The sequence below is a fragment of the Kitasatospora saccharophila genome, assembly GCF_039529925.1.
Lineage (GTDB): Bacteria > Actinomycetota > Actinomycetes > Streptomycetales > Streptomycetaceae > Kitasatospora > Kitasatospora saccharophila.
In genome coordinates this window covers 24,899-45,704 of record NZ_BAAANS010000006.1, presented here as the reverse complement: position 1 = coordinate 45,704, position 20,806 = coordinate 24,899, and the positions used below count along the sequence as shown (strand labels likewise).

The following is a 20,806-nucleotide window of genomic DNA, read 5'->3' as shown; positions in this document are numbered from 1 at the left end:
TTACCGGGGCGCGTACCGTGGAGGGTGGAGAGGCTCTCGACATGGACTTCACCGCCGCGCACTTCACCGACCGGACGGACGCGGGGCGCCGCCTCGCCGAGACCCTGCTGGCCGCGGCCCCGGAGCTGCGCGGCGCGGTCGTGGTCGCCCTGCCGCGCGGCGGCGTCCCGGTCGCGGCCCCGGTGGCCGCCGCGCTGGGCGCGGAGCTGGACGTGTGCGTGGTGCGCAAGGTGGGCGTCCCGGGGCAGTCGGAGGTCGCGATGGGCGCGGTCGGCGAGGACGGCGCGCGGGTGGTCAACCAGCAGGTGGTGGACGCGGCGGGGGTGACGCCGGAGGCGTTCGCCGCGGTGGAGGCGCGCGAGCGGGCCGAGCTGGCCCGGCGGGCGGCGGCCTACCGCCGGGGGCGGCCGCCGGTGCCGCTGGCGGGGCGGACGGTGCTGGTGGTGGACGACGGGGTGGCGACCGGGTCGTCCGCGCTGGCGGCCTGCCGGATCGTCCGGGCGCGCGGGGCCGCGCGGGTGGTGCTGGCGGTGCCGGTGGCCCCGCCCGACTGGGCGGGGCGGCTGGGCGACGCGGCGGACGCGTACCTGGCGGTGCGGACGCCGGAGGGCTTCCGCGCGGTCGGCGAGTCCTACCGGGACTTCCGGCAGACCACGGACGCCGAGGTGCTGGCCGCGCTGGAGCTCCCCCGGGAGCCGGGGGCCACCGGGTACGAGCTGCCGCTGGCCGCCGGTCCGGCCGAACTCGCGGTGCCGGCGGACCCGTTGGGCGTGGTGCTGTTCGCGCACGGCAGCGGTTCGGGGCGGGGCAGTCCGCGCAACCGGGCGGTGGCGGAGCGGTTGCGGCGGGCCGGGCTGGCGACGGTGCTGTTCGACCTGCTGACGCCCGGGGAGGCGGCGGAGCCGTGGAAGGTGTTCGACCCGGGGCTGCTGGGCGGCCGGCTGGCCGGGGCGACGGCGGCGGTGCGGCGGCACCACGCGCTGGCGGGCCTGCCGTACGGCTGGTTCGGGGCGAGCACCGGCGCGGCGGCGGCGCTGCGGGCGGCGGCCGAGCCGGTCGCCGGCCCGGCGGCGGTCGTGGCGCGCGGGGGGCGTCCGGACCTGGCGCGGGCGCGCCTGCCGCTGGTCACCACCCCGGTGCTGCTGATCGTGGGCGGCGCGGACGCCGAGGTGGTGGAGTTGAACCGGCGGGCCCGGGCCGAACTGCGCGGCGAGAGCGCGCTGCAGGTCGTCCCGGGCGCCGGGCACCTGTTCGAGGAGCCGGGGGCGCTGGCGGCGGTGGCCGACCTGGCCGCGCACTGGTTCGTCCGCTGGTTCCCCGCCCGCGAAGGGAGCGGGAGCCCGGAACGTTGAGCAATCCGTACAGTCGAAGCACCCCGGCACTGCTCATCTTGTACACATTGAGCAGCCGGATCCGGACCTGTTGCCCACCTCCCCGAGCAGGAGCAAGCTCTGCGCAACCGACCTCGACGTGGAGGAATGCCCCATGACCGCCGACGCCGCTGTTGAACTGACCCCCGAGGAGCTGCAGGCCGGTCTGACGGCCGAGCAGCTGCGCACCCTGGTGGGCCTGGTGGAGTACGACGCCTCGACCGACCCGTTCCCGGTGACCGCTCAGGACGCGGTCGTCTTCGTGGTCGGCAACGCGACCCAGACGGCCCAGTTCTACCAGTCCGTGTTCGGCATGGAGCTGGTCGCGTACTCGGGCCCGGAGACCGGCCGCCGGGACCGCAAGGCGTTCGTGCTGCGCTCGGGCTCCTGCCGCTTCGTGATCAAGGGCGGCGTGTCGCCGGACAGCCCGCTGCTGGACCACCACCGCCGGCACGGCGACGGCGTGGTCGACCTGGCGATGGAGGTCCCGGACGTGGACAAGTGCATCGCGCACGCCCGCGCCCAGGGCGCCACGATCCTGGAGGAGCCGAACGACGTCACGGACGAGCACGGCACCGTGCGCCGCGCGGCCATCGCCGCGTACGGCGAGACCCGGCACACCCTGGTCGACCGCTCCCGCTACACCGGCCCGTACCTGCCGGGCTACGTCGCCCGCGAGTCGACGGTGGTCCGCCCGGAGGGCGCGCCGAAGCGGCTGTTCCAGGCGCTGGACCACGCGGTGGGCAACGTCGAGCTCGGCCGGATGGACGAGTGGGTGTCGTTCTACAACCGGGTGATGGGCTTCGTGAACATGGCGGAGTTCGTCGGCGACGACATCGCCACCGACTACTCGGCGCTGATGTCGAAGGTGGTGGCGAGCGGCAACCACCGGGTGAAGTTCCCGCTGAACGAGCCGGCCGTGGCGAAGAAGAAGTCGCAGATCGACGAGTACCTGGAGTTCTACACCGGCCCGGGCTGCCAGCACATGGCGCTGGCCACCAACGACATCCTGACCACGGTGGACGTGCTGCGCTCGCGCGGCGTGGAGTTCCTGTCCACCCCGGACTCGTACTACGAGGACCCGGAGCTGCGCGAGCGGATCGGCCACGTCCGGGTGCCGATCGAGGAGTTGCAGTCGCGCGGCATCCTGGTGGACCGCGACGAGGACGGCTACCTGCTGCAGATCTTCACCAAGCCGATCGGCGACCGGCCGACGGTCTTCTACGAGTTCATCGAGCGGCACGGTTCGCTGGGCTTCGGCAAGGGCAACTTCAAGGCCCTGTTCGAGGCGATCGAGCGCGAGCAGGACCGGCGCGGCAACCTCTGACGGCGAGGCACGGACGACAGGGAGAACCAGGGCGATGGCGTACTACCGGCAGCTGGGCTCGGTGCCGCCCAAGCGGCACACCCAGCACCGCACCCCCGAGGGCGGCCTGTACTACGAGGAGTTGATGGGCGAGGAGGGCTTCTCCTCGGACTCCTCGCTGCTGTACCACCGGCACATCCCGTCGGCGGTGACGGCCGCCGCGGTCTGGGAGCTGCCGAGCCAGGCGACCACCGCCAACCTCCCGCTGCTCCCCCGCCACCTGAAGCTGCACGAGCTGTTCCCCGGCGAGGAGTGGAAGTCGGCGGACCCGGTCACCGGCCGCCGGCTCGTCCTCGGCAACGCGGACGTCCGGATCTCCTACGTCGCGGCGGGCGCGCCCAGCGAGCTGTACCGCAACGGGCTGGGCGACGAGTGCGTGTACGTGGAGTCCGGAACGGCCGTGCTGGAGACGGTGTTCGGGACGCTGGACGTCGGGCAGGGCGACTACGTGCTGATCCCGCGGGCCACCACCCACCGCTGGGTGCCGACCGGGGACGGGCCGCTGCGCGCGTACTGCATCGAGGCGAACAGCCACATCACCCCGGCCCGCCGCTACCTGTCGAAGTTCGGCCAGCTCCTGGAGCACGCGCCGTTCTGCGAGCGGGACCTGCGCGGCCCCGCGGGCCCGCTGCTGGTCGAGGGCGGCGAGGTGGACGTGCTGGTCAAGCACCGCGGCCCGGGCGGCGTGGCCGGGACGCGGTACACCGTGCCCCACCACCCGTTCGACGTGGTGGGGTGGGACGGCTGCCTGTACCCGTACGCGTTCAACATCGCGGACTACGAGCCGATCACCGGGCGGGTGCACCAGCCGCCGCCGACCCACCAGGTGTTCGAGGGCAACAACTTCGTGATCTGCAACTTCGTGCCGCGCAAGGTGGACTACCACCCGCTGTCGATCCCCGTCCCGTACTACCACGCGAACGTGGACAGCGACGAGGTGATGTTCTACTGCGGCGGCGACTACGAGGCCCGCAAGGGCTCCGGCATCGGACAGGGGTCGATCTCGCTGCACCCCGGCGGCCACACCCACGGCCCGCAACCGGGCGCCTACGAGCGCTCGATCGGCGTGGAGTTCTTCGACGAGCTGGCGGTGATGGTGGACACCTTCCGCCCGCTGGAGCTCGGCGAAGCCGCCACCGCCAGCGAGGACCCGAACTACGCGTGGACCTGGGCGAGGCGATGAACGTACCCGAGCTGTACCGGGGGCTGTTCGACGACGCGGCGGTCTTCCCGCCGGGCGACCTGCCGCTGGCCGAGGCCGTCCCCGCGCACCGGGCGCACCGCGCCGCCTGGTCCGCGGCGGCGGTCGGCCCGCTGCTCGCCCCCGTCGACAAGCTGGCCGAACTGCGGTCACTGCAACCGGAGTTCGCCATCGGACTGGTGGTCGGCCCGGGCCGGCTGGCCGAGGCACTGAAGGCGGCGGACGGCCTGCGGGTCGCCACCGTCGAGTACGCGGCGGGCGAGGACGTCCGGGCAGCGGTGGCGGAGCTGGACGCGCTGCTGCCGGCGGGCGTCGGGGCGGCCGTCGAGCTGCCCCGCTCGGAGCGGTTGGAGGACGGCCTGGACGCCCTGGCCGGCACCCGCTACCGCGCCAAGTACCGTACCGGCGGCCTGGGTTACGCCGCCTTCCCGTCGGTGACCGAGCTGGCCGCCTTCCTGCTGGGCTGCGCCGAGCGGGCCCTGCCGTACAAGTGCACGGCGGGGCTGCACAACGCGGTGCGGCACACCGACCTGGGCACCGGCTACGAGCACCACGGCTTCCTCAACCTGCTGCTGGCGGCCGGGAGTTCCGACCGTGCGCAGGCCGTCGAGCTGCTCGCCGAGCGGGACGGCGCCCGGCTGGCCACCGCCGTCGAGTCCCTGACGGAGCGTCAAGTGACCGGAATCCGGGCCTCGTTCACCTCGTTCGGCACCTGTAGCATCACCGAGCCGCTGGAAGACCTCGCCCGACTCGGCCTCCTGGAGACCCCGTGAGCACCACCACCTGGCTCGACCTGCCCGCCGACTCCCCGTTCGGCGTCCACAACCTCCCCTACGGCGTGTTCACCGCCGCCGACCGGCCCGGCCGGCGGCGGATCGGCGTCCGGATCGGGGACGCGGTGCTGGACGCCGGGGCGGCCGCCCGGGCGATCGGCGCGCCGTCCGCGCTGCTGGACGCGGACGGCCTCAACCCGCTGATGGCCTCCGGCCGTCCGACCTGGCAGGCGGTGCGCACCGCGCTCACCTCCTGGCTGACCGACCCGGCGCACCGGGCGGCGGTCGAGCCCTGCCTGCTGCCGCTGGCGGACGTCCGGCTGCACCTGCCGTTCGAGGTCGCCGACTACGTCGACTTCTACGCCTCCGAGCACCACGCCACCAACCTGGGGAAGATCTTCCGCCCGGGCCAGGAGCCGCTGACCCCGAACTGGAAGCACCTGCCGATCGGCTACCACGGCCGCTCCGGCACCGTCGTGGTCTCCGGCACCCCGGTGGTGCGCCCGCACGGCCAGCGCAAGGCCCCCGCCGACGCCGCGCCGGACTTCGGCCCGTCCCGCCGCCTGGACATCGAGGCCGAGGTCGCCTTCGTGGTCGGCACGCCCAGCTCGATGGGCAACCCGGTCGGGCTGGACGGCTTCGAGGAGCACGTCTTCGGCGTCTGCCTGCTCAACGACTGGTCCGCGCGCGACATCCAGGCGTGGGAGTACGTGCCGCTCGGCCCGTTCCTCGGCAAGTCCTTCGCCACCTCGCTCTCCCCCTGGGTGGTGCCGCTGGACGCCCTGCGGCACGCCCGGGTCGCCCCGCCGGAGCGCGACGTGGAGCCGCTGCCCTACCTGGACGACCGCAAGGCCGAGCCCTGGGGCCTGGACCTGGCGCTGGAGGTCTCGCTGAACGGGCACCCGGTCTCCCGGCCGCCGTTCGCCACCATGTACTGGACCGCTGCCCAGCAGCTCGCCCACCTGACCGCCAACGGCGCGAGCCTGCGCACCGGCGACCTGTACGCCTCCGGCACCGTCTCCGGCGCCGAGCCGGACACCCGGGGCGCGCTGATCGAGCTCACCTGGAACGGCGAGCACCCCCTGGAGCTGCCCGACGGCACCCGGCGCACCTTCCTGGAGGACGGCGACCTGGTGTCCATCACCGCGACCGCCCCCGGGCCGGGGGGCTTGCGGGTCGGGTTCGGCGAGGTCACCGGAACGATCACCGGTTGACCCGCCTGCGGACGCGCCCGCGACGGTCCCGAACCGTCAATGGCGCGTCCGCAGCACGCCGCCGAACGGGTGAGGTTCCACCGCCGCGAACCCCTCCGCCACTAGAAGTTGTCCCGACACCGGACCGGTGTCCTCCCCCCGAGCCGGGCCGCCCACGCCCGGCGCCGAAGGGGGCGGCCGCCCGCGTTCGAGGACGACTCTCTTCCCCGGAGGAACCCGATGATGAAGCTGCGCACCCTGGTCTGCGGAGCCGCGCTCGCCGCCGCCAACCTGCTGATGCCCGTCCCGCAGGCCCAGGCGCTCCCGATCGTCCCGCACCCCGTGCAGCTGTGCGGCTTCGCCCCGCGCCCGCTCGCCCCCGCCTCCCCGGTCCTGCTCGCCATGCCGCTGCGCCCCTGCTGAGCGGAGCCCCGCCGCCGTACCGGGCCCGCCGACCCGCCGGGCAGGCCCGGTACGGTGCACCGGAAGATCTTCGTACCGGAGAGGTCTTCGGACGATCCGAACGGACGGGAGCGGCGGCCATGAACACCCCCGACAGCCAGGGCACCCAGCAGGACGTGCTGATCGAACGGAGCGGCCCGCTCGGCCGGATCACCCTCAACCGGCCGCGCGCCCTGAACTCCCTCACCCGCGCCATGCTGGAGACCGTCCGCACCGCCCTCGACGACTGGGCCGGGGACGACGCGGTGACCGCCGTCCTGCTCACCGGCGCGGGCGGGCGCGGCCTGTGCGCGGGCGCCGACATCCGCGCCGTGCACGACGACGCCAAGCTCGGCGGCGCGGGCACCCGGGCGTTCTTCCGGGTCGAGTACCCGCTCAACGAACTGGTCTCCCGCTACCCCAAGCCGTACGTCGCGCTGATGGACGGCATCACCATGGGCGGCGGCGTCGGCCTCTCCGGGCACGCGGGCGTCCGGATCGTCACCGAACGCTCCGCCGTCGCCATGCCGGAGACCCGGATCGGCCTCGTCCCGGACGTCGGCGGCAGCCGCCTGCTGGCCCGCGCCCCCGGCGAGCTCGGCACCCACGTCGGCCTCACCGCCGCCACCATGACCGCCGGCGACGCCCTGCACTGCGGCTTCGCCGACCACTACCTGCCCTCCGCCGCGCTGCCCGACCTCACCGCCCGGCTCACCGCGGGCGAGGACCCGGCCGCCACCGTCGCCGCGCTCGCCGCCCCCGCCCCCGCCCCGGCCTCCGAACTCGCCGCCCAGCGCGGGTGGATCGACCACTGCTACGCCGCCGACAGCGTCGAGGAGATCCTGGAACGGCTGCGCGCCACCGGCCTGCCCGCCGCGAAGGACGCCGCCGAACAGCTGCTCGGCAAGTCCCCCACCATGCTCAAGGTGACCCTGGCCGCGCTGCGCCGGGCCCGCGAACTGCCCACGCTGGCCGCCACCCTGGACCAGGAGTACCGGATCTCCTGCGCCGCGCTGGCCCACCACGACCTGGTCGAGGGCATCCGCGCCCAGGTCGTCGACAAGGACCGCGACCCGCACTGGCACCCCGCCGCCCTGGAGCAGGTCACCGCCGCCGACGTCGCCCGCTTCTTCGAGACCCCCGAGGGCGGTGACCTGGGCCTGGGGCGCGCGGGGTGACCATCGTCTCGCCTGTCGAGACTGGCATCCGGGGCGGCGTTCGGAGATCGTATCCAGCGGCAGAGGTTCCGCTCGGCGTGGAGAGGAAGAAGCGGCGATGACCGAGTACGAGACGATCCTGGTGGACCGCAAGGGCCGGGTCGGCATCATCACCCTCAACCGGCCCGAGGCGCTCAACGCGCTCAACACCCGGCTGATGACCGAAGTGGTGGCGGCCGCCAAGGAGTTCGACCGCGACCCGGGGATCGGCGCGCTGGTGGTCACCGGCTCGGCCAAGGCGTTCGCGGCCGGCGCCGACATCAAGGAGATGCAGGACAACCGCTTCCCCGCCGTCTACCTCGACGACTGGCTCGGCCCCTGGGACGAGCTGGGCCGGCTGCGCAAGCCGGTGGTCGCCGCGGTCGCGGGCTACGCGCTGGGCGGCGGCTGCGAGTTGGCGATGCTCTGCGACGTCCTGATCGCCGCCGACACCGCCAAGTTCGGCCAGCCCGAGATCAAGCTCGGCGTCATCCCCGGCATCGGCGGCTCGCAGCGGCTGACCCGCGCCATCGGCAAGGCCAAGGCGATGGACCTGTGCCTGACCGGCCGGATGATGGGCGCCGAGGAGGCCGAGCGCTCCGGCCTGGTCTCCCGCGTCGTCCCCGCCGAGCAGCTCCTCCCGGAGGCCCTCGCCGTCGCCGAGGCCGTCGCCGCGATGTCGCTGCCCGCCGCCGTGATGATGAAGGAGTCCGTCAACCGGGCCTTCGAGACCACCCTCGCCGAGGGCGTCCGCTTCGAACGCCGCCTGTTCCACGCCGCCTTCGCCACCGCCGACCAGAAGGAGGGCATGGCGGCCTTCGCCGAGAAGCGCCCGGCCGCCTTCACCAACGGCTGAGCCCGCTCACGCCCCGCCCCGGCCGGCGAGCGCCGCCGCGACCGCCCTGGCCGTCGGCCGGTACGCCGGCGGCGGCGAGGTCGGCCGGCACCCGATCGGCCCACGGCTCACCGGGGTTGAGCGCCGGAGCGCCGAACCCGGCGACGAGGGACGGCAGTTCGGCCACCGAGCTGCCGATCAGGGCGGTGCGCCGGGCCGTTGCCACCACCGCGTCCGGCAGATCCCGTCCGGCCTCCCGGTCGGCCTCCAGCAGGGCGGTCAGCCGCCGGCCCTCCCGGAGCGCCGTCCGCCCCGCCGCCTCGGCCGGCAGCGGTTCCCGCCGGGGCGCCGACTGCCGGGCCGGAACCGGGCCGTCACTGGATGACGCGCGCGAGTCCGGACCGGGTGGCGGCGATCACGATCCGGTCGCCGGGGACCAGCCGCCGGGAGCGGTCGGCGAAGTTCCACTGGTAGTCCTGCGGGCGGCGGTGCAGTCGGACGGCGAGCACCCGGACGCCGCCGGGGCCCTCCAGGTCGCCGGTGTTGCGGCCGTCCAGGCCGGTGCCCTCCTCGACGGTGAGTTCGGCGATCAGCAGCACGTGCCGGAAGACCGAGAGGGTGCCGAGCACCTCGCGGCCCATCAGCGCGGCGGCGAAGGCGGGGGCGGCCAGGTAGGAGACCGAGCGGGAGGCGACGTTGCCGAGGGTGGCGTACACGTGGTGGGCGAAGTCGTCGTCGAACAGCCGCACCACGATCCGGACCTCGGGGCGGACGGCGCGGGCCTCCAGCGCGGCTTCCAGGTTGGCGGCGTCGTCGGAGGTGACCGCGACCACGGCCCGGGCGTGCTTGACCCGGGCCTGCTTGAGCTGGGCCTCCAGCGGGCCCTCGCCGATCAGGACGGGGATGCCGAGGGCGCGGGCGGCGGCGATGCCGCGGGCCTGCGGGTCGCGCTCCAGGCAGACCACCGGCAGCCCGGTGCCGTGCACCAGGGTGGCGACCCGGGTACCGACGTTGCCGAGGCCGACCACGATCACGTGGTCGCGGGTGCGGGCCCCGGGCGGGCGCGGGACGCCGCGGCGGCCGCTGGCCAGCGCCTCGACCACGATGGCGGTGGCGACCGGGACGAAGGTGATCCCGCAGAAGGTGATCAGCACCTGGGCGGCCCGGGCCCAGGAGTCGCCGAGCACCTGCTGCCCCGGCACGTCGGGCTGGACGGCGCCGGCCGCGTCGAGCAGCGTGAAGTACACCGTCCAGCCGAAGCCGCCGGGGTGGGTGCTGTGCCGGGCCAGCACCAGGCCGCCGAGCAGGATCGCCGCGAACGCGGTGATCAGGATCATCCGCAGCCGGGTGTTGGTGAAGTGCTTGAGCCCGTCCAGCAGCCACCACTTGAGCCGCTTGCGCCACGGCTGGCGCAGCGGCGGTTCGACGTCGAGGGTCTGCAGCGCGGCCAGGCCGCCGGGTTCGGACGCGGGTCCCGGCAGCGGGCGGCCGCGCGGGACGATCTCCTCGCCGCCGCCGAGGAACTCGGCGATCCGGATGAAGTCGGCGGCGCGGCCGCCCGTCCCGGGGAGCAGCCGCAGCCGGCTGAGGTCCTGCCGGTCGATCCGGTCGGCGACCAGGCAGATCTGGTCGGGCCGGATGTCGCCGTCGTGGGCGACGTACAGCTGCCGGCCGCCGACCTCGACGGTGTGCGGGCGGCTGAGCGCGCCGTTGGCGAAGGCGGGGGCGGCGGTGGCGGAGCCGGAGAGCGCGGCGCAGTTGGGGAGCAGCTTCTCCAGGTGCTCGCCGAGCCGCTGGTTGAAGATCCGCAGCACGATCCGGACGCCGGGGTTGCGGTTCTCGGCGGCGAGCGCGGCGTGGATGTTCTCCTGGTCGGTGCCGTCCATCAGCGCGATGCCGCGGGCGTGCTCGACCCCGGCCGCGCCGAGCGCCTCGCCGGTGACGGTGGAGTGCTCCAGCACCGCCCGGACGCCGGGTATCCGGGCGATGGCCGGCCCGTGCTCGCGGGAGCGGTCGGGGACCACGGCGACCACCGGGACCTCGTACTGCTCGGTGAGCTCCAGGATCAGCCGGTACGCGAGCGAGTTGCCGCCGCAGACGATGTAGTGCCCGCCGCCCGGCCCGTCAGGCTCGCCACCCGCGTCCGCGCCGCCACCGGTTTCCGTCCCGCCGCCGCCCGCGTCCGCGCCGCCGCCCGCTTCCGCCCCGTCCGGCACCGTCCCGTCCTCCGGGCTCCCCCGCCCCTGGTCCGTCATACCGTCAGATGGTAGACGGCCGGTCGGTGCGGACGGGTGAACGGACGGTAGCGGATCGGGGGGCGGACGGGGCGTGCGGTTCGTCCGTCCGGCGGATCCCGCCGCGCCCCGGGGGTGGTGGGGCGCGGAGGCTGGAGGTGTCGTGTCCGTTCCGTCCAGTTCCGCGGAGGAACCATGAGTGCCCCGTACCGGATCGATTCGCGTGACGACCTGCCCGGGCCGTTCCAGCAGCTGGCCCGGCTGGCCTGGCAGGCGGTGCTGGCGGGCGGGCTGGTCTCGCTGGCGCTGGGGATCGTCGTGCTGGTGTGGCCGAAGCAGACGCTGTGGGTGGTCGGCGTGCTGTTCGGCCTGTACCTGCTGGTGATCGGCGTGGTGCAGCTGGTCGGGGCGTTCGGCACGCACGCGTCGACGGCGCTGCGGGTGCTGGCGTTCGTCAGCGGGGCGATCTGCGTGCTGCTGGGCCTGCTGTGCTTCCGCTCGGCGGCCCAGTCGGTGCTGCTGCTGGCGCTGTGGATCGGCATCGGCTGGCTGTTCCGCGGCATCACGCACCTGGCGGCGGTGGCCTCGGACCCGATGATGCCGGCCCGCGGCTGGCAGGGTTTCGTCGGCGGCCTGAGCGTGGCCGCGGGCATCGTGCTGATGGTCTGGCCGGCCCACTCGATCACCGCGCTGGCGGTCCTGGCGGCCTGCGGCCTGCTGCTGATCGGCATCACCGAGATCGTCGCGGCGCTGCGGATCCGCAGCGGCGCCAAGCAGTACCCGCACGACCTCTGAGCCCGCACCCCCCGCGCAGGGGCCCGGCCACCGGTGCGGTGGCCGGGCCCCTGCCGCGTGCGGGCCCTGCTCCCCGGGGTCACTTCCCGGGCGCGACCGGGCGTTCGGGGGCGAGCGAGTTCCCGGCCGGGATGCGGCCGCAGTCGGAGGGGGCGGCCTTCCCGGCGAAGCGGTCGTTCAGGTAGAGCACGGCGGTGGGCGCCCACGGGACGGCCGTGCCGAGGTGGCTGAGCAGGTCGTACTGCTGGTACTTGATGCTGCCGTTGCCGGTGGCGCAGTACTGCCGGGCCAGCGCGCGGACGTCCCCGGCGACCATCACGCCGTCGCCGGTACCGATGCCGGGGAGGTTGCTGAAGGTGCCCTCCAGGACGCCGCCGTTGCCCTGGGCGATGTAGCCGGGGACGGTGGGGGTGGCGGCGGAGCCCAGGTTGACCTTGTTGACGGCGGCCAGGTACTCGGGGATCGAGTTCGGGTCGGCGTAGGCGGGCTTGGCGAGCTTCTGCCAGGTCAGGCCGGGGTACTGGGCGAGCGCGTTGACGATCGAGGCGTCCTGGGTCTTCGCGAACACCTGCTTGCCGTAGTCGCTCAGGTAGGGCTGCAGGTCGAAGCCGTAGGCGCGGGCCACGCCGGTGATCGCCATCGGGATGACGCCGGGCCACACCGCGCCCCCGGCCACGTACTTCAGGTTGTGCGCGGGGTCGACCAGCAGGCCGCCCTCGGCGAAGCCGACCAGTCGGCGGTTGACGTCGGGGGCGTAGGAGGGGGCGAGCGCGGCGGCCCAGTTGGTGGCGATCGCGCCGCCGGAGTAGCCGATCATGCCGAACCGGGTGTCCGCGTCCAGGCCGGTGGCGGGCGAGGCGGAGGCGGCCCGGATCGAGTCCAGCGTGGTGGTGCCGTACTCGGGCCCGGCCGCGAAGTCGGCGCTCTGCCCCTCGGTGTCGGGGATGACCACGTCGTAGCCCTGGAGCACGAACGGGACGACGAACAGCGCCTCCGCGTTGGCGATCGCGCCGCCCAGGCTGACGTCCCCGGCGACCGCCCGGGAGGGCGCGTCGGCGGGGTTCAGCGAGTCGTAGAAGGACTGGTACGAGACGGCCCGGCTGCCGTCGCCGCCCAGCCCGCGCACCACGGTGGTGACGCCCGCGCTGGGCCGCCCCTGCGCGTCGGTGGTGCGGAACAGCAGCTGGACGGCCCGCACGGGGGTGGCCAGGCCGAGCAGGTGGTACGAGAGGGTGCGGGTCTTGAGCACGGTGCCGGGCGCGTACGAGGACAGCGGGGCGGTGCCGTCGTACGCGTAGAACGGGTCGGCGGCGCTCGCCGCGCCGGCGGTGGCGGCGGTGGCGGCGGTGACCACGGGGGCGGCGGTGGCGACCGCGGCGGCGGCGAGGGCGGTGGCGATCAGCCGGGCGGCTCGGTTCATGGCGGTTCCCGTCTCTGACTGGGGGGTGGGGGCGCGCGTCCTGAACAAGGTGGGGGATCGCGGGAGTTACCTACGGGTAGGTAACCTCCGGGGAACCATGATGGCCGCACCGCCCGGCCCCGTCGCCAGGCCGCCGCACAGAGATTCGCGAGGTGGATTGTGACCGAACCCAACGCCGAGCCCGTCCGACCCGCGCCCGAACTCGCCGAGGACGGGCCCAGGTTCGGCGGCCGCCCGGTCCACCTGCGGCTGCTCGCGCTGGCCCCCGCGCTGGCCACCGAGGTGATGCTCCGACTGCTGGACCGGCTCCCGGCCTACCACGCGCTGCCCCCCGAACAGCTCCGCGGCGAGATCACCCGCCAGGTCGAGCGCGGCCTCCGGGCGTTCGTCGAAGTGCTGCGCACCGGCGTGCTGCCCGGCGAGGCCGAACTCGCCCGGATCCGCGAGTCCTCGGCCCGCCGCGCCGACGAGGGCGTCCCGCTGGAGTCGGTGGTCGGCGCCTACCACCTGGGCGCCCAGCTCTGCGCGGCCCGCGTCCTGGCCGAAGCCTCCCCCGCCGACCTGCCCGACGTCGCCCTCGCCCAGGACCGCCTGCTCGGCTACCTGCGGGTGGTCAGCTGCGCGGTCGCCGCCGGGTACGTGCAGGAACGGCAGGCCGCGCTCGGCGACGAGCAGGTCTCCCGGCAGGCCCTGCTCTCCCGGCTGCTGGAGGGCGGCGACCCGCGCGCCGCCGCCGACCGGGCCGGGATCCGGCTCCCCGCCCGCTACCTGGTGCTCTCCCTCGCCATCGGCCCGCACCCCGACGAGTCCCGCCCCGGGGTCAACCGCTCGGTCGTCGCCCGCCGCAAACTCCGGCGCCTGCGCGCCGAGTTGGAACGCCGCACGGACGGCGTCCCGCTGGCCGCGCTGGCCGCCGACGGCGGGCCCGTCCTGCTCCCCGACGACTCCCCCGACCCGGCCCCCGACCGCGCCGCCCTCACCGCCCTGCTCGACCGGCTCGCCCGCGCCTGCGGCGCCGAACTCACCGCCGGCACCGCCACCGCCGCCCCCGGCGAGGTCGCCGACGCGGTCCGGCTCGCCACCGAGATCCGCCGGGTCGCCGAGGCCACCGGCCGCGGCCCCGGCCCCCACCTGCTCGACGACGTCCTGGTCGACTACCAGCTCAGCCGCCCCGGCCCGGCCCGCGACGCCCTCGCCGCCCTACTCACCCCCCTCGCCGCCCGCCCCGAACTCCTCGACACCCTCCGGACGTTCCTCACCTGCGGCCTCGACCGCCGCCGCACCGCGGCCACCCTCCAGGTGCACCCCAACACCGTCGACTACCGCCTGCGCCGCACCGCCGACCTCACCGGCCTCGACGCCGTCCGCGGCCCCGACCTCCTCACCCTCCGCGCAGCGCTCGCGGCGCACGAGATGCGCGCCCAGGGGCTCGGGGAACGGCGAGCCCGGGTCTGCTGACGGTGCACTGCCGGAGCGCGCATCGGCTTCCGGTTCCGTCAAAGACACGCAGCAGCACGAACCTCCGCTGGGCTCCGACCGTCAGCAGCGCGGCCCCGCCGTTCCCCGGGCCCCTGAACCGACGGCGAGAGAGCCCCACCAGGGGCTCGGGGAACGGCGAACCCGGGTCTGCTGACGGTGCACTGCCGGAGCGCGCATCGGCTTCGGGTTCCTGTCACTGCACGCAGCAGCACGAACCTCAGATGGGCTCCGACCGTCAGCAGCACGGCCCCGCCGTTCCCCGGGCCCCTGGATGCCCGCAGCACCTTCCGACGGCGAGAGAGCCCCACCAGGGGCTCGGGGAACGGCGAGCCCGGGTCTGCTGACGGTGCACTGCCGGAGCGCGCATCGGCTTCCGGTTCCGTCAAAGACACGCAGCAGCACGAACCTCCGCTGGGCTCCGACCGTCAGCAGCACGGCCCCGCCGTTCCCCGGGCCCCTGATCGTGCATGCTCGCCTGCCGACAGTTCCCCGACCCCTGGGTGTTCACGCCGCCGCCGTGACGCCCGCGACCGCCAGCAGCAGGACCGCCGAGACCGCGGAGAGGCGGCGGGCCGCTCGCGGGGTGCTGCCGATCCGGCCCCCGAGGCGGGCCGCGCCCAGGGCGACGGCCGAGTAGACGGCGGCGCAGCACAGGACGTTGACCGCGCCGAGGGCCGCGACCTGGGCGCCGACGGGGAGGGCGGCGTCCGGGGCGACGAACTGCGGGACGAGGGAGAGGTAGAGCAGCAGGCCCTTCGGGTTGAGCAGCGCGGTGAGCAGGGACTGGCGGAGCACCGTCCGGGCGGGCTGGGGTCCGGCCGCGGTGACGGCCCGGCCGGTTCCGCCGCGGCGGAGGGCGAGCAGCATGCCGACGGCGAGGAGGGTCAGGTAGCCCGCGCCGGCCAGGCGCAGCGCGGGGAGCAGGGCGGGCACCGCCCGCAGCGCGGCGGCCAGGCCGGCGGCGGAGAGCAGGGTGTGGACGGCGTAGCCCGCGCAGACGCCGGTGACGGCGGTGAGCGCGGCGCGGCGGCCCTGGCCGAGGCCGCGGGCGACGATGTACAGCCAGTCGGGGCCGGGCGTGCAGACCAGCAGCACGTCGACGCCGAGGAAGAGCAGCAGGGCGTGCGGGTCCATGGCACCTTCGGGGGACGGCGGAAGCGGGGGAAATCCCACCCCCTGGACGCTAGCGGCCCACGGTTGGCAGCCGATGTCCCGTTTTCGCTGGTCAAGGGGGTGCTCTGGCAGAATGTTGCGCCATGGACCGCCTCGACCGCAGAATCCTCCACGAGCTCCAGCAGGACGGCCGGATCAGCAACGCCGAGCTGGCCGAGCGGGTGGGCCTGACCCCGTCGCCGTGCCTGCGCCGGGTGCGCCACCTGGAGGAGCAGGGGGTGATCCGCGGCTACCGGGCCCGGCTGGACCCGGGGGCGGTCGGGCGCGGCTTCCAGCCGTTCGTGACGGTGGTGATGCGGCACGAGGACCGGGCGACCGTCAGCGAGTTCGAGCGGCGGGTGGCGGAGCTGCCGGAGGTGGTGGAGGCGCACCGGCTGTTCGGCGATCCGGACTACCTGCTGCGGATCGCGGTCGCCGATCTCGCCGCGTACGAGCGGTTCGTCACCGACGTGCTCTCGGGGCTGCCGGGCATCGCCCAGGTGCACTCGCACCTGACCATGAAGCAGGTGAAGGCCGACGCGGGCATCCCGGTGGAGCCGGCGGCGCGCGGCTGACGACGTGCGGCTGGCGGCGCGCGGCCGACGACGTGCCGTTGACGGCGCGCGACCGGCGCTCCCGGGCGCCGCCGGGCTCCGGTCCACCGCTTCCTGTCGGATTGACGGATCGGGTTCCGGTGATCTCGGCCCCGCCCGGCGGCGCGGCCGGGTACGGTCGCAACTCCCCAGCTGCTTGCGGAGGTTGCCGTGTACCAAGCCCCTGCCCCGAAGCCCTCGGACACCGCGGACGCCGTGCTGACCGGCCTGACCGCCGCCGAGACCGCCTACCTGCGAGAACCCCCCGAGCAGACGCCCGACGACGCCCGGGCGCTGGCCGAACTGCAGGCGCTGGCCGGTGTCCTGTCGCGCTCGCTGACCCAGCTGGAGTACGAGCGTCCGCTGACCGAGCTGCCCGCGGCGACGCTGGCCCACCACGCGAAGGCGGTGCGCCGGAAGGTCCTCGAACTGACCACCGGTTCCGGTCAGCTGCCCGGCCGGGAGGCCCGGAAGAAGCTGTTCTCCTGGTCGCAGGGCGAGGGCCAGGAGGCGTTCGCGGCCGTGGCCGCCCTGCGCAAGGTCCTGGTGGCCCGGCTCAAGGAGAACGACGCGGCCCGGCTCGCCGCCCAGCAGCCCGCGCAGCGGCCGGCCCCGGCCCCGCCCGTGCAGCGCGGCAACGGGGAGATCCTGGCCGCCGAGCTGGCCAAGGCCCTGCGCGAGAACGCCCCGCAGGGCACCGAGACGGTGGTCCGGGCGATCCTGGTGGCCGGCGGCGAGGTCTACCGGGGCCGCAACGACGGCAGCGCCCTGCTGGACCTGACGTACGCGGTGGTCAGCCACCGCACCGACCGCCTGGAGACCTGGACGGTGGGCAACTGCGCCGAGGTGCACGCGCTGGACTGGTTCATCCACGCGCAGGGGTTCAGCACCGAGGCCGAGGTGGTGGCCGCCTTCCTCAACCCGCCCGTCGCGTTCCCCGACAGCTGGATCGTCGCGATGGACGCGCGCGGCCGCGACGTCCGGTCCTGGGTCAAGCGCACGCCCTGCGAGAACTGCCAGCAGTGGTTGAAGGCCCTCGGCATCAAGGCCGACACCAAGGGCGCCGCCAGCTGACCCGCCCCGCCCGGCGCCTCCCGGCCCCGCCCGGATCCTCCCGGTCAGCCCGCCGTCGCGGGCTGGCCGACCGGCAGGCCGGGGGCGGCGTCCAGGCGGCGCAGCGAGTGGAAGTGCACCACCGTCGGCGGGTGCTCCAGTTCGTGCAGTTCGCCCTCCGACCAGACCGGCCGGATCCGCCACATCGGCCCGGCGTAGGCGCGCAGCGCCTCCTCGTCGCGCCAGCGGGTGATCATCTGCACCCGGTGGTCCTCGGCGGAGCAGGCCCGGAGCAGTTCGCCGCCGAGGAAGCCGTCCCAGCGGCCCAGGCCGGGCAGCACGGTCGAGGCGAGTCTGGCGCAGAAGTCCTCGGCCCGGTGCGGGGCGACCTGCGCCTCCCAGATTCGGATGATCATCTCGGCCTCCTCGGCTGAACACCGGACCCTGCTGACCATTATCGGACGGCTCCCGGTTTTTCGTTCGCCCGCGCCCGACCACCTCCCTCCCCGCCCGACCGCGCCCGCCCCGGTCCGTTCGGACCGCCGCCGATTGCCGTCCGCCCGTCCCGGCCCAAGACTCGGCGGTGGACCCGTACGGCGAGAGGAGCCCGACATGGCGGTCTGCGTGGTGTGCCAGAACGACTACTGGCTGTCCTTCGAGATCAAGACGATCACCGGTGACACGTACGTCTTCGACAGCTTCGAGTGCGCGATGGAGAAACTCGCCCCGCGCTGCGAGCAGTGCACCGTCCGCATCGTCGGCCACGGCGTGGAGGTCGCCGGACGCTTCTTCTGCGGCGCCCACTGTGCCCGCGCGAACAGCGTGATGGGCGCCGATATCCACGACACGGTGGGCAGCCACCCGTCCTGAACCCGACGACGCACCGGAACGGGGGCGGCCACCGCGCACGGCGGTGGCCGCCCCCCCGTCGTCGTCGCCGTCGTCGCCGTCGTCGCCGTCAGAACGTGAACGGCAGGGCGCGGACCCGGTGGTCGAAGGAGGACGGGACGGTCTCGGGGGCCGCGGTGGAGCGGATCTCCGGGAGGCGGGTGAGGAGTTCGCGCAGTAGGGCCCGCATCTGCTGGCGGGCCAGGTGGGCGCCGAGGCAGAAGTGCGGGCCGCCGCCGCCGAAGCCGAGGTGCGGGTTGGGCGAGCGGGTGACGTCGAAGGCGTCGGGGTCGCGGAAGACCGCCTCGTCGCGGTTGGCGGAGCCGTAGAACAGCACCACCTTGTCGCCCGCGGCCAGCCGGATCCCGGACAGCCGGTGGTCGACGGCGACGGTGCGGCGGAACTGGACGATCGGCGCGGAGTACCGGACGATCTCCTCCACCGCGCCGCCCAGGTGCGCGTCGAGGTCGCCGAGCAGCAGGGCCCGCTGCTCGGGGTGCGCGGTGAGCAGGTGCAGGCCGTGGGCGAGCGCGTTGCGGGTGGTCTCCGCGCCCGCGACCAGCAGCAGCGAGAAGAACGCGCCGAGCTCCCGGGAGTTCAGCCGGCGGCCGTCGACGTCGGCGGTGACCAGGGCGGAGATCAGGTCCCCGGTCGGCCGGCGGCGGCGCTCGCGGCCCAGCGCGGCCACCGTCAGCCGCATCGAGGCGAGCGCCCGCAGGCCGCGCCCCGGCACCCGCAGCCCGCGGCGGGTCGCCCCGGAGGGGGCGGCGGCGCGGTCCGTCCGGGCCAGGATCCGGCGGCGCTGCTCGGGCGGGACGCCCATCATCGTGCAGATCACCCGGTACGGGAGTTCGGCCGCCACCGAGCTGACGAAGTCGGTCGGGCGCTCCCGCTCCAGCCGGTCGACCAGTTCGACGGCGGTCTCCCGGATGTCCCGCTCGACCTCGGCGAGCAGCCGCGGCGTGAAGGCCCGGCCGACCACCCGGCGCAGGTCGGCGTGCCGGGGGTCGTCCAGGTCGACCATCGAGTCGCCGAACACCGCCCGCACCCAGCGGGCCGGCTCCGGCGTGGTCGCCCCCGGCCCGGACAGGTACACCTCCGGCGAGCGGCTGACCGCCGTCACGTCCGCGTGCCGGACCAGCGCCCAGCACCGCCGCCCCGTCGCCCGGTCGGTGAACCCGACCGGGCCGGAGCGCTCGCGCAGGCGGGCGAACGCCGCGTCCCGCGCCCGCGCCGGGAGCCGCCAGAACGCGGGGTCGCCGAGATCGATGCCGCGCGGGGCGGCGTCCACGGATAGCGCCATGGGGACGTTATCGCGCGGCCGGTGACGCTACGTCAATTCGCCGTAGCGTGCGGCAATGGGGGCGGTCATCCGATCTGCGGGTCGACGGCGTACGGGTTCACGCCGGGCCGCTTGCGGAACGGGTCCGGATCCGGGTCCGCCCCGGGCCGCCCGCCGTCCCCCTCGCCCGCGCCGCCGTCCGCGCCGCCGGGCTCGTACGGGGCGAGCTCCCGGGCCAGCAGCGTCGCACCGGCCACCGCGCCCGGCATCGCCAGCACCGTCAGCCCCGGCACCAGGAACAGCAGCGTCAGCCCCGTCCCGAACCCGAGCGTCATCGGCAGCCGGGAGCGCAGCAGCCGCAGCCGCTCCTTCTGCGGCAGGCCGCGCTTCTGCAGCGGCGTCCCGGTCAGCTCCGCGGTCAGGTAGTACCCGGACACGCACAGCGCCAGCACCGGAACCACCGTCTGCCCCAGCACCGGGAGGAACCCGCACAGGAACAGCACGAGCCCGAACGCCGCCGCCCGCAGCAGCACCGCGACGCTGTCCCGCGACGCCACCCACAGCTCCCGCCACAGCGGCACGTCCGGCTCCGGCGGGCCGCCGCCCTCGGTGGCCTCGACCTTCGCCGACAGCGACTCGTAGAACGGCTCGCCGATCAGCAGCGTCACCGCCGTGAACGTCAGCACCGCCAGCAGCCCGCCCGCGCCGACCGCCGCCACCGCGACGACCACCCGCACCGCGTTCCGCCACAGCTCGCTCCAGCCGTCCGCGAACGGCGTCGCCCACTGGGCCAGGTCCCCCGCGTACACGACCAGCACCACCAGCGCCGCCACGTACCCGGCCAGGGCGATCAGCGCCGGGATCATCCCGAACCCCCACCACCGCCCGTGCCGCGCCACCCACCGCTGCCCGTCGAACAGGAACCGCAGTCCCGCCCCGAAATCTCGCATCCCCGCACCTTAAAGGAAACGCCAAGTCCGCCGGACACCGGCCCGAACCCGACGCCCGCCCGCGCGGCGGGGAGCGGGACGGCCGCCGGACGGGAAGAGTGGACGCAGGAGGTGGCCGAATGGACACACGGGTGACGGCGGAGCGGGCACGGGCCTGGCTGGACGTCGCGGTGGCGGAGGCGGAGGCCGGGCTCGCCGAGGGCGGCGTCCCGATCGGAGCGGCGCTGTTCCGACTGGACGGCGAACTGCTCGGGCGGGGCCACAACCGCCGCGTCCAGGACGGCGACCCGTCCATGCACGCGGAGACCTCCGCCTTCCGCGCCGCCGGCCGGCTGCGCGGCTACCGGGACACCGTGATGGTCACCACCCTCTCCCCGTGCTGGTACTGCTCGGGCCTGGTCCGCCAGTTCGGCATCGGACACGTGGTGATCGGCGAGTCCACCACCTTCACCGGCGGCCACGACTGGCTCGCCGCCCACGGCACCGGCATCACCCTGCTCGACGACCCGCGCTGCGTACGCCTGATGACCGAGTTCGTCGCCGCCCGCCCCGACCTCTGGTACGAGGACATCGGCGAGTGACCCC

General features: G+C 74.9%; 21 protein-coding genes. 14 read left to right on the top strand and 7 right to left on the bottom strand.

Annotated features, from left to right (window positions below; all coding sequences use genetic code 11):
* Positions 1 to 41: 41 nt before the first annotated feature.
* The 8 genes from ABD345_RS06390 (at position 42) to ABD345_RS06355 (ending at position 8,396) form a co-directional block, all read left to right on the top strand.
* Entirely contained in the window at positions 42 to 1,352 is a 1,311-nt protein-coding gene (locus ABD345_RS06390; protein ID WP_344550806.1) for a phosphoribosyltransferase family protein, read from the top strand.
* A 133-nt stretch (positions 1,353 to 1,485) separates the two neighbouring features.
* Positions 1,486 to 2,697, top strand: a complete 1,212-nt coding sequence (hppD, locus tag ABD345_RS06385; protein ID WP_344550805.1) for a 4-hydroxyphenylpyruvate dioxygenase — start codon at positions 1,486 to 1,488, stop codon at positions 2,695 to 2,697.
* Positions 2,698 to 2,731: 34 nt separating this feature from the next.
* On the top strand, positions 2,732 to 3,919 hold the full coding sequence (locus ABD345_RS06380; protein ID WP_344550804.1) for a homogentisate 1,2-dioxygenase: 1,188 nt from the start codon (positions 2,732 to 2,734) through the stop codon (positions 3,917 to 3,919).
* Positions 3,898 to 4,710 (top strand): hypothetical protein, encoded by an 813-nt coding sequence (locus ABD345_RS06375; RefSeq protein ID WP_344550803.1) that lies wholly within the window; start codon positions 3,898 to 3,900, stop codon positions 4,708 to 4,710. Before ABD345_RS06380 ends, ABD345_RS06375 begins: the two co-directional genes overlap by 22 nt.
* Complete coding sequence (fahA, locus tag ABD345_RS06370) at positions 4,707 to 5,924, top strand: fumarylacetoacetase (RefSeq protein WP_344550802.1); 1,218 nt, start codon at positions 4,707 to 4,709, stop codon at positions 5,922 to 5,924. The genes ABD345_RS06375 and fahA overlap by 4 nt, the downstream gene beginning before the upstream one ends.
* 222 nt (positions 5,925 to 6,146) lie before the next feature.
* The gene (locus tag ABD345_RS06365; RefSeq protein ID WP_344550801.1) at positions 6,147 to 6,326 is read left to right on the top strand and encodes a hypothetical protein; all 180 of its coding nucleotides are present in this window, start codon (positions 6,147 to 6,149) and stop codon (positions 6,324 to 6,326) included.
* A 119-nt stretch (positions 6,327 to 6,445) separates the two neighbouring features.
* On the top strand, positions 6,446 to 7,522 hold the full coding sequence (locus ABD345_RS06360; protein ID WP_344550800.1) for an enoyl-CoA hydratase/isomerase family protein: 1,077 nt from the start codon (positions 6,446 to 6,448) through the stop codon (positions 7,520 to 7,522).
* 97 nt (positions 7,523 to 7,619) lie between these two features.
* The gene (locus tag ABD345_RS06355; protein ID WP_344550799.1) at positions 7,620 to 8,396 is read left to right on the top strand and encodes an enoyl-CoA hydratase; all 777 of its coding nucleotides are present in this window, start codon (positions 7,620 to 7,622) and stop codon (positions 8,394 to 8,396) included.
* Here ABD345_RS06355 and ABD345_RS06350 read toward each other — a convergent pair.
* Positions 8,383 to 8,601 (bottom strand): hypothetical protein, encoded by a 219-nt coding sequence (locus tag ABD345_RS06350; RefSeq protein WP_344550798.1) that lies wholly within the window; start codon positions 8,599 to 8,601, stop codon positions 8,383 to 8,385. The genes ABD345_RS06355 and ABD345_RS06350 overlap by 14 nt on opposite strands.
* 148 nt (positions 8,602 to 8,749) lie before the next feature.
* A complete protein-coding gene (locus tag ABD345_RS06345; protein WP_344550797.1) occupies positions 8,750 to 10,630 on the bottom strand; it encodes an NAD-binding protein in 1,881 nt (626 codons plus the stop codon).
* 174 nt (positions 10,631 to 10,804) lie between these two features.
* On the opposite strand from ABD345_RS06345, the gene ABD345_RS06340 reads away from it, so the two are divergent.
* Positions 10,805 to 11,404, top strand: coding sequence for an HdeD family acid-resistance protein (locus tag ABD345_RS06340; protein ID WP_344550796.1), 600 nt, complete (start codon positions 10,805 to 10,807; stop codon positions 11,402 to 11,404).
* Between the two features lie 79 nt (positions 11,405 to 11,483).
* Here the strand turns inward: ABD345_RS06340 and ABD345_RS06335 are convergent, their stop codons facing one another.
* Complete coding sequence (locus ABD345_RS06335) at positions 11,484 to 12,824, bottom strand: lipase family protein (protein ID WP_344550795.1); 1,341 nt, start codon at positions 12,822 to 12,824, stop codon at positions 11,484 to 11,486.
* 159 nt (positions 12,825 to 12,983) lie between these two features.
* Here ABD345_RS06335 and ABD345_RS06330 point away from each other — a divergent pair, with 159 nt between their 5' ends.
* Entirely contained in the window at positions 12,984 to 14,282 is a 1,299-nt protein-coding gene (locus ABD345_RS06330) for a PucR family transcriptional regulator (RefSeq protein WP_344550794.1), read from the top strand.
* A 525-nt stretch (positions 14,283 to 14,807) separates the two neighbouring features.
* Here the strand turns inward: ABD345_RS06330 and ABD345_RS06325 are convergent.
* Positions 14,808 to 15,437: a LysE family translocator gene (locus tag ABD345_RS06325; protein ID WP_344550793.1), complete on the bottom strand. Its 630-nt coding sequence runs from the start codon at positions 15,435 to 15,437 to the stop codon at positions 14,808 to 14,810.
* 122 nt (positions 15,438 to 15,559) lie between these two features.
* Between ABD345_RS06325 and ABD345_RS06320 the strand changes: the two genes are divergently transcribed.
* On the top strand, positions 15,560 to 16,030 hold the full coding sequence (locus tag ABD345_RS06320; RefSeq protein WP_344550792.1) for an Lrp/AsnC family transcriptional regulator: 471 nt from the start codon (positions 15,560 to 15,562) through the stop codon (positions 16,028 to 16,030).
* Between the two features lie 189 nt (positions 16,031 to 16,219).
* Positions 16,220 to 17,122 carry a hypothetical protein gene (locus ABD345_RS06315; protein WP_344550791.1) on the top strand — a complete coding sequence of 301 codons (903 nt, stop codon included), beginning with the start codon at positions 16,220 to 16,222 and terminating at the stop codon, positions 17,120 to 17,122.
* A gap of 44 nt (positions 17,123 to 17,166) precedes the next feature.
* Here ABD345_RS06315 and ABD345_RS06310 read toward each other — a convergent pair whose 3' ends face one another.
* Positions 17,167 to 17,517 carry an antibiotic biosynthesis monooxygenase family protein gene (locus ABD345_RS06310; protein ID WP_344550790.1) on the bottom strand — a complete coding sequence of 117 codons (351 nt, stop codon included), beginning with the start codon at positions 17,515 to 17,517 and terminating at the stop codon, positions 17,167 to 17,169.
* Between the two features lie 196 nt (positions 17,518 to 17,713).
* Here ABD345_RS06310 and ABD345_RS06305 point away from each other — a divergent pair, with 196 nt between their 5' ends.
* Positions 17,714 to 17,971 carry a Prokaryotic metallothionein gene (locus tag ABD345_RS06305; RefSeq protein WP_344550789.1) on the top strand — a complete coding sequence of 86 codons (258 nt, stop codon included), beginning with the start codon at positions 17,714 to 17,716 and terminating at the stop codon, positions 17,969 to 17,971.
* Between the two features lie 88 nt (positions 17,972 to 18,059).
* On the opposite strand, the gene ABD345_RS06300 is transcribed toward ABD345_RS06305, so the two are convergent.
* Both ABD345_RS06300 and ABD345_RS06295 read right to left on the bottom strand, forming a co-directional pair.
* Positions 18,060 to 19,292: a cytochrome P450 gene (locus ABD345_RS06300; RefSeq protein ID WP_344550788.1), complete on the bottom strand. Its 1,233-nt coding sequence runs from the start codon at positions 19,290 to 19,292 to the stop codon at positions 18,060 to 18,062.
* Between the two features lie 65 nt (positions 19,293 to 19,357).
* Positions 19,358 to 20,221, bottom strand: coding sequence for an EI24 domain-containing protein (locus ABD345_RS06295; RefSeq protein ID WP_344550787.1), 864 nt, complete (start codon positions 20,219 to 20,221; stop codon positions 19,358 to 19,360).
* Positions 20,222 to 20,340: 119 nt separating this feature from the next.
* Here ABD345_RS06295 and ABD345_RS06290 point away from each other — a divergent pair, with 119 nt between their 5' ends.
* On the top strand, positions 20,341 to 20,802 hold the full coding sequence (locus tag ABD345_RS06290) for a nucleoside deaminase (protein WP_344550786.1): 462 nt from the start codon (positions 20,341 to 20,343) through the stop codon (positions 20,800 to 20,802).
* Positions 20,803 to 20,806 lie beyond the last annotated feature (4 nt).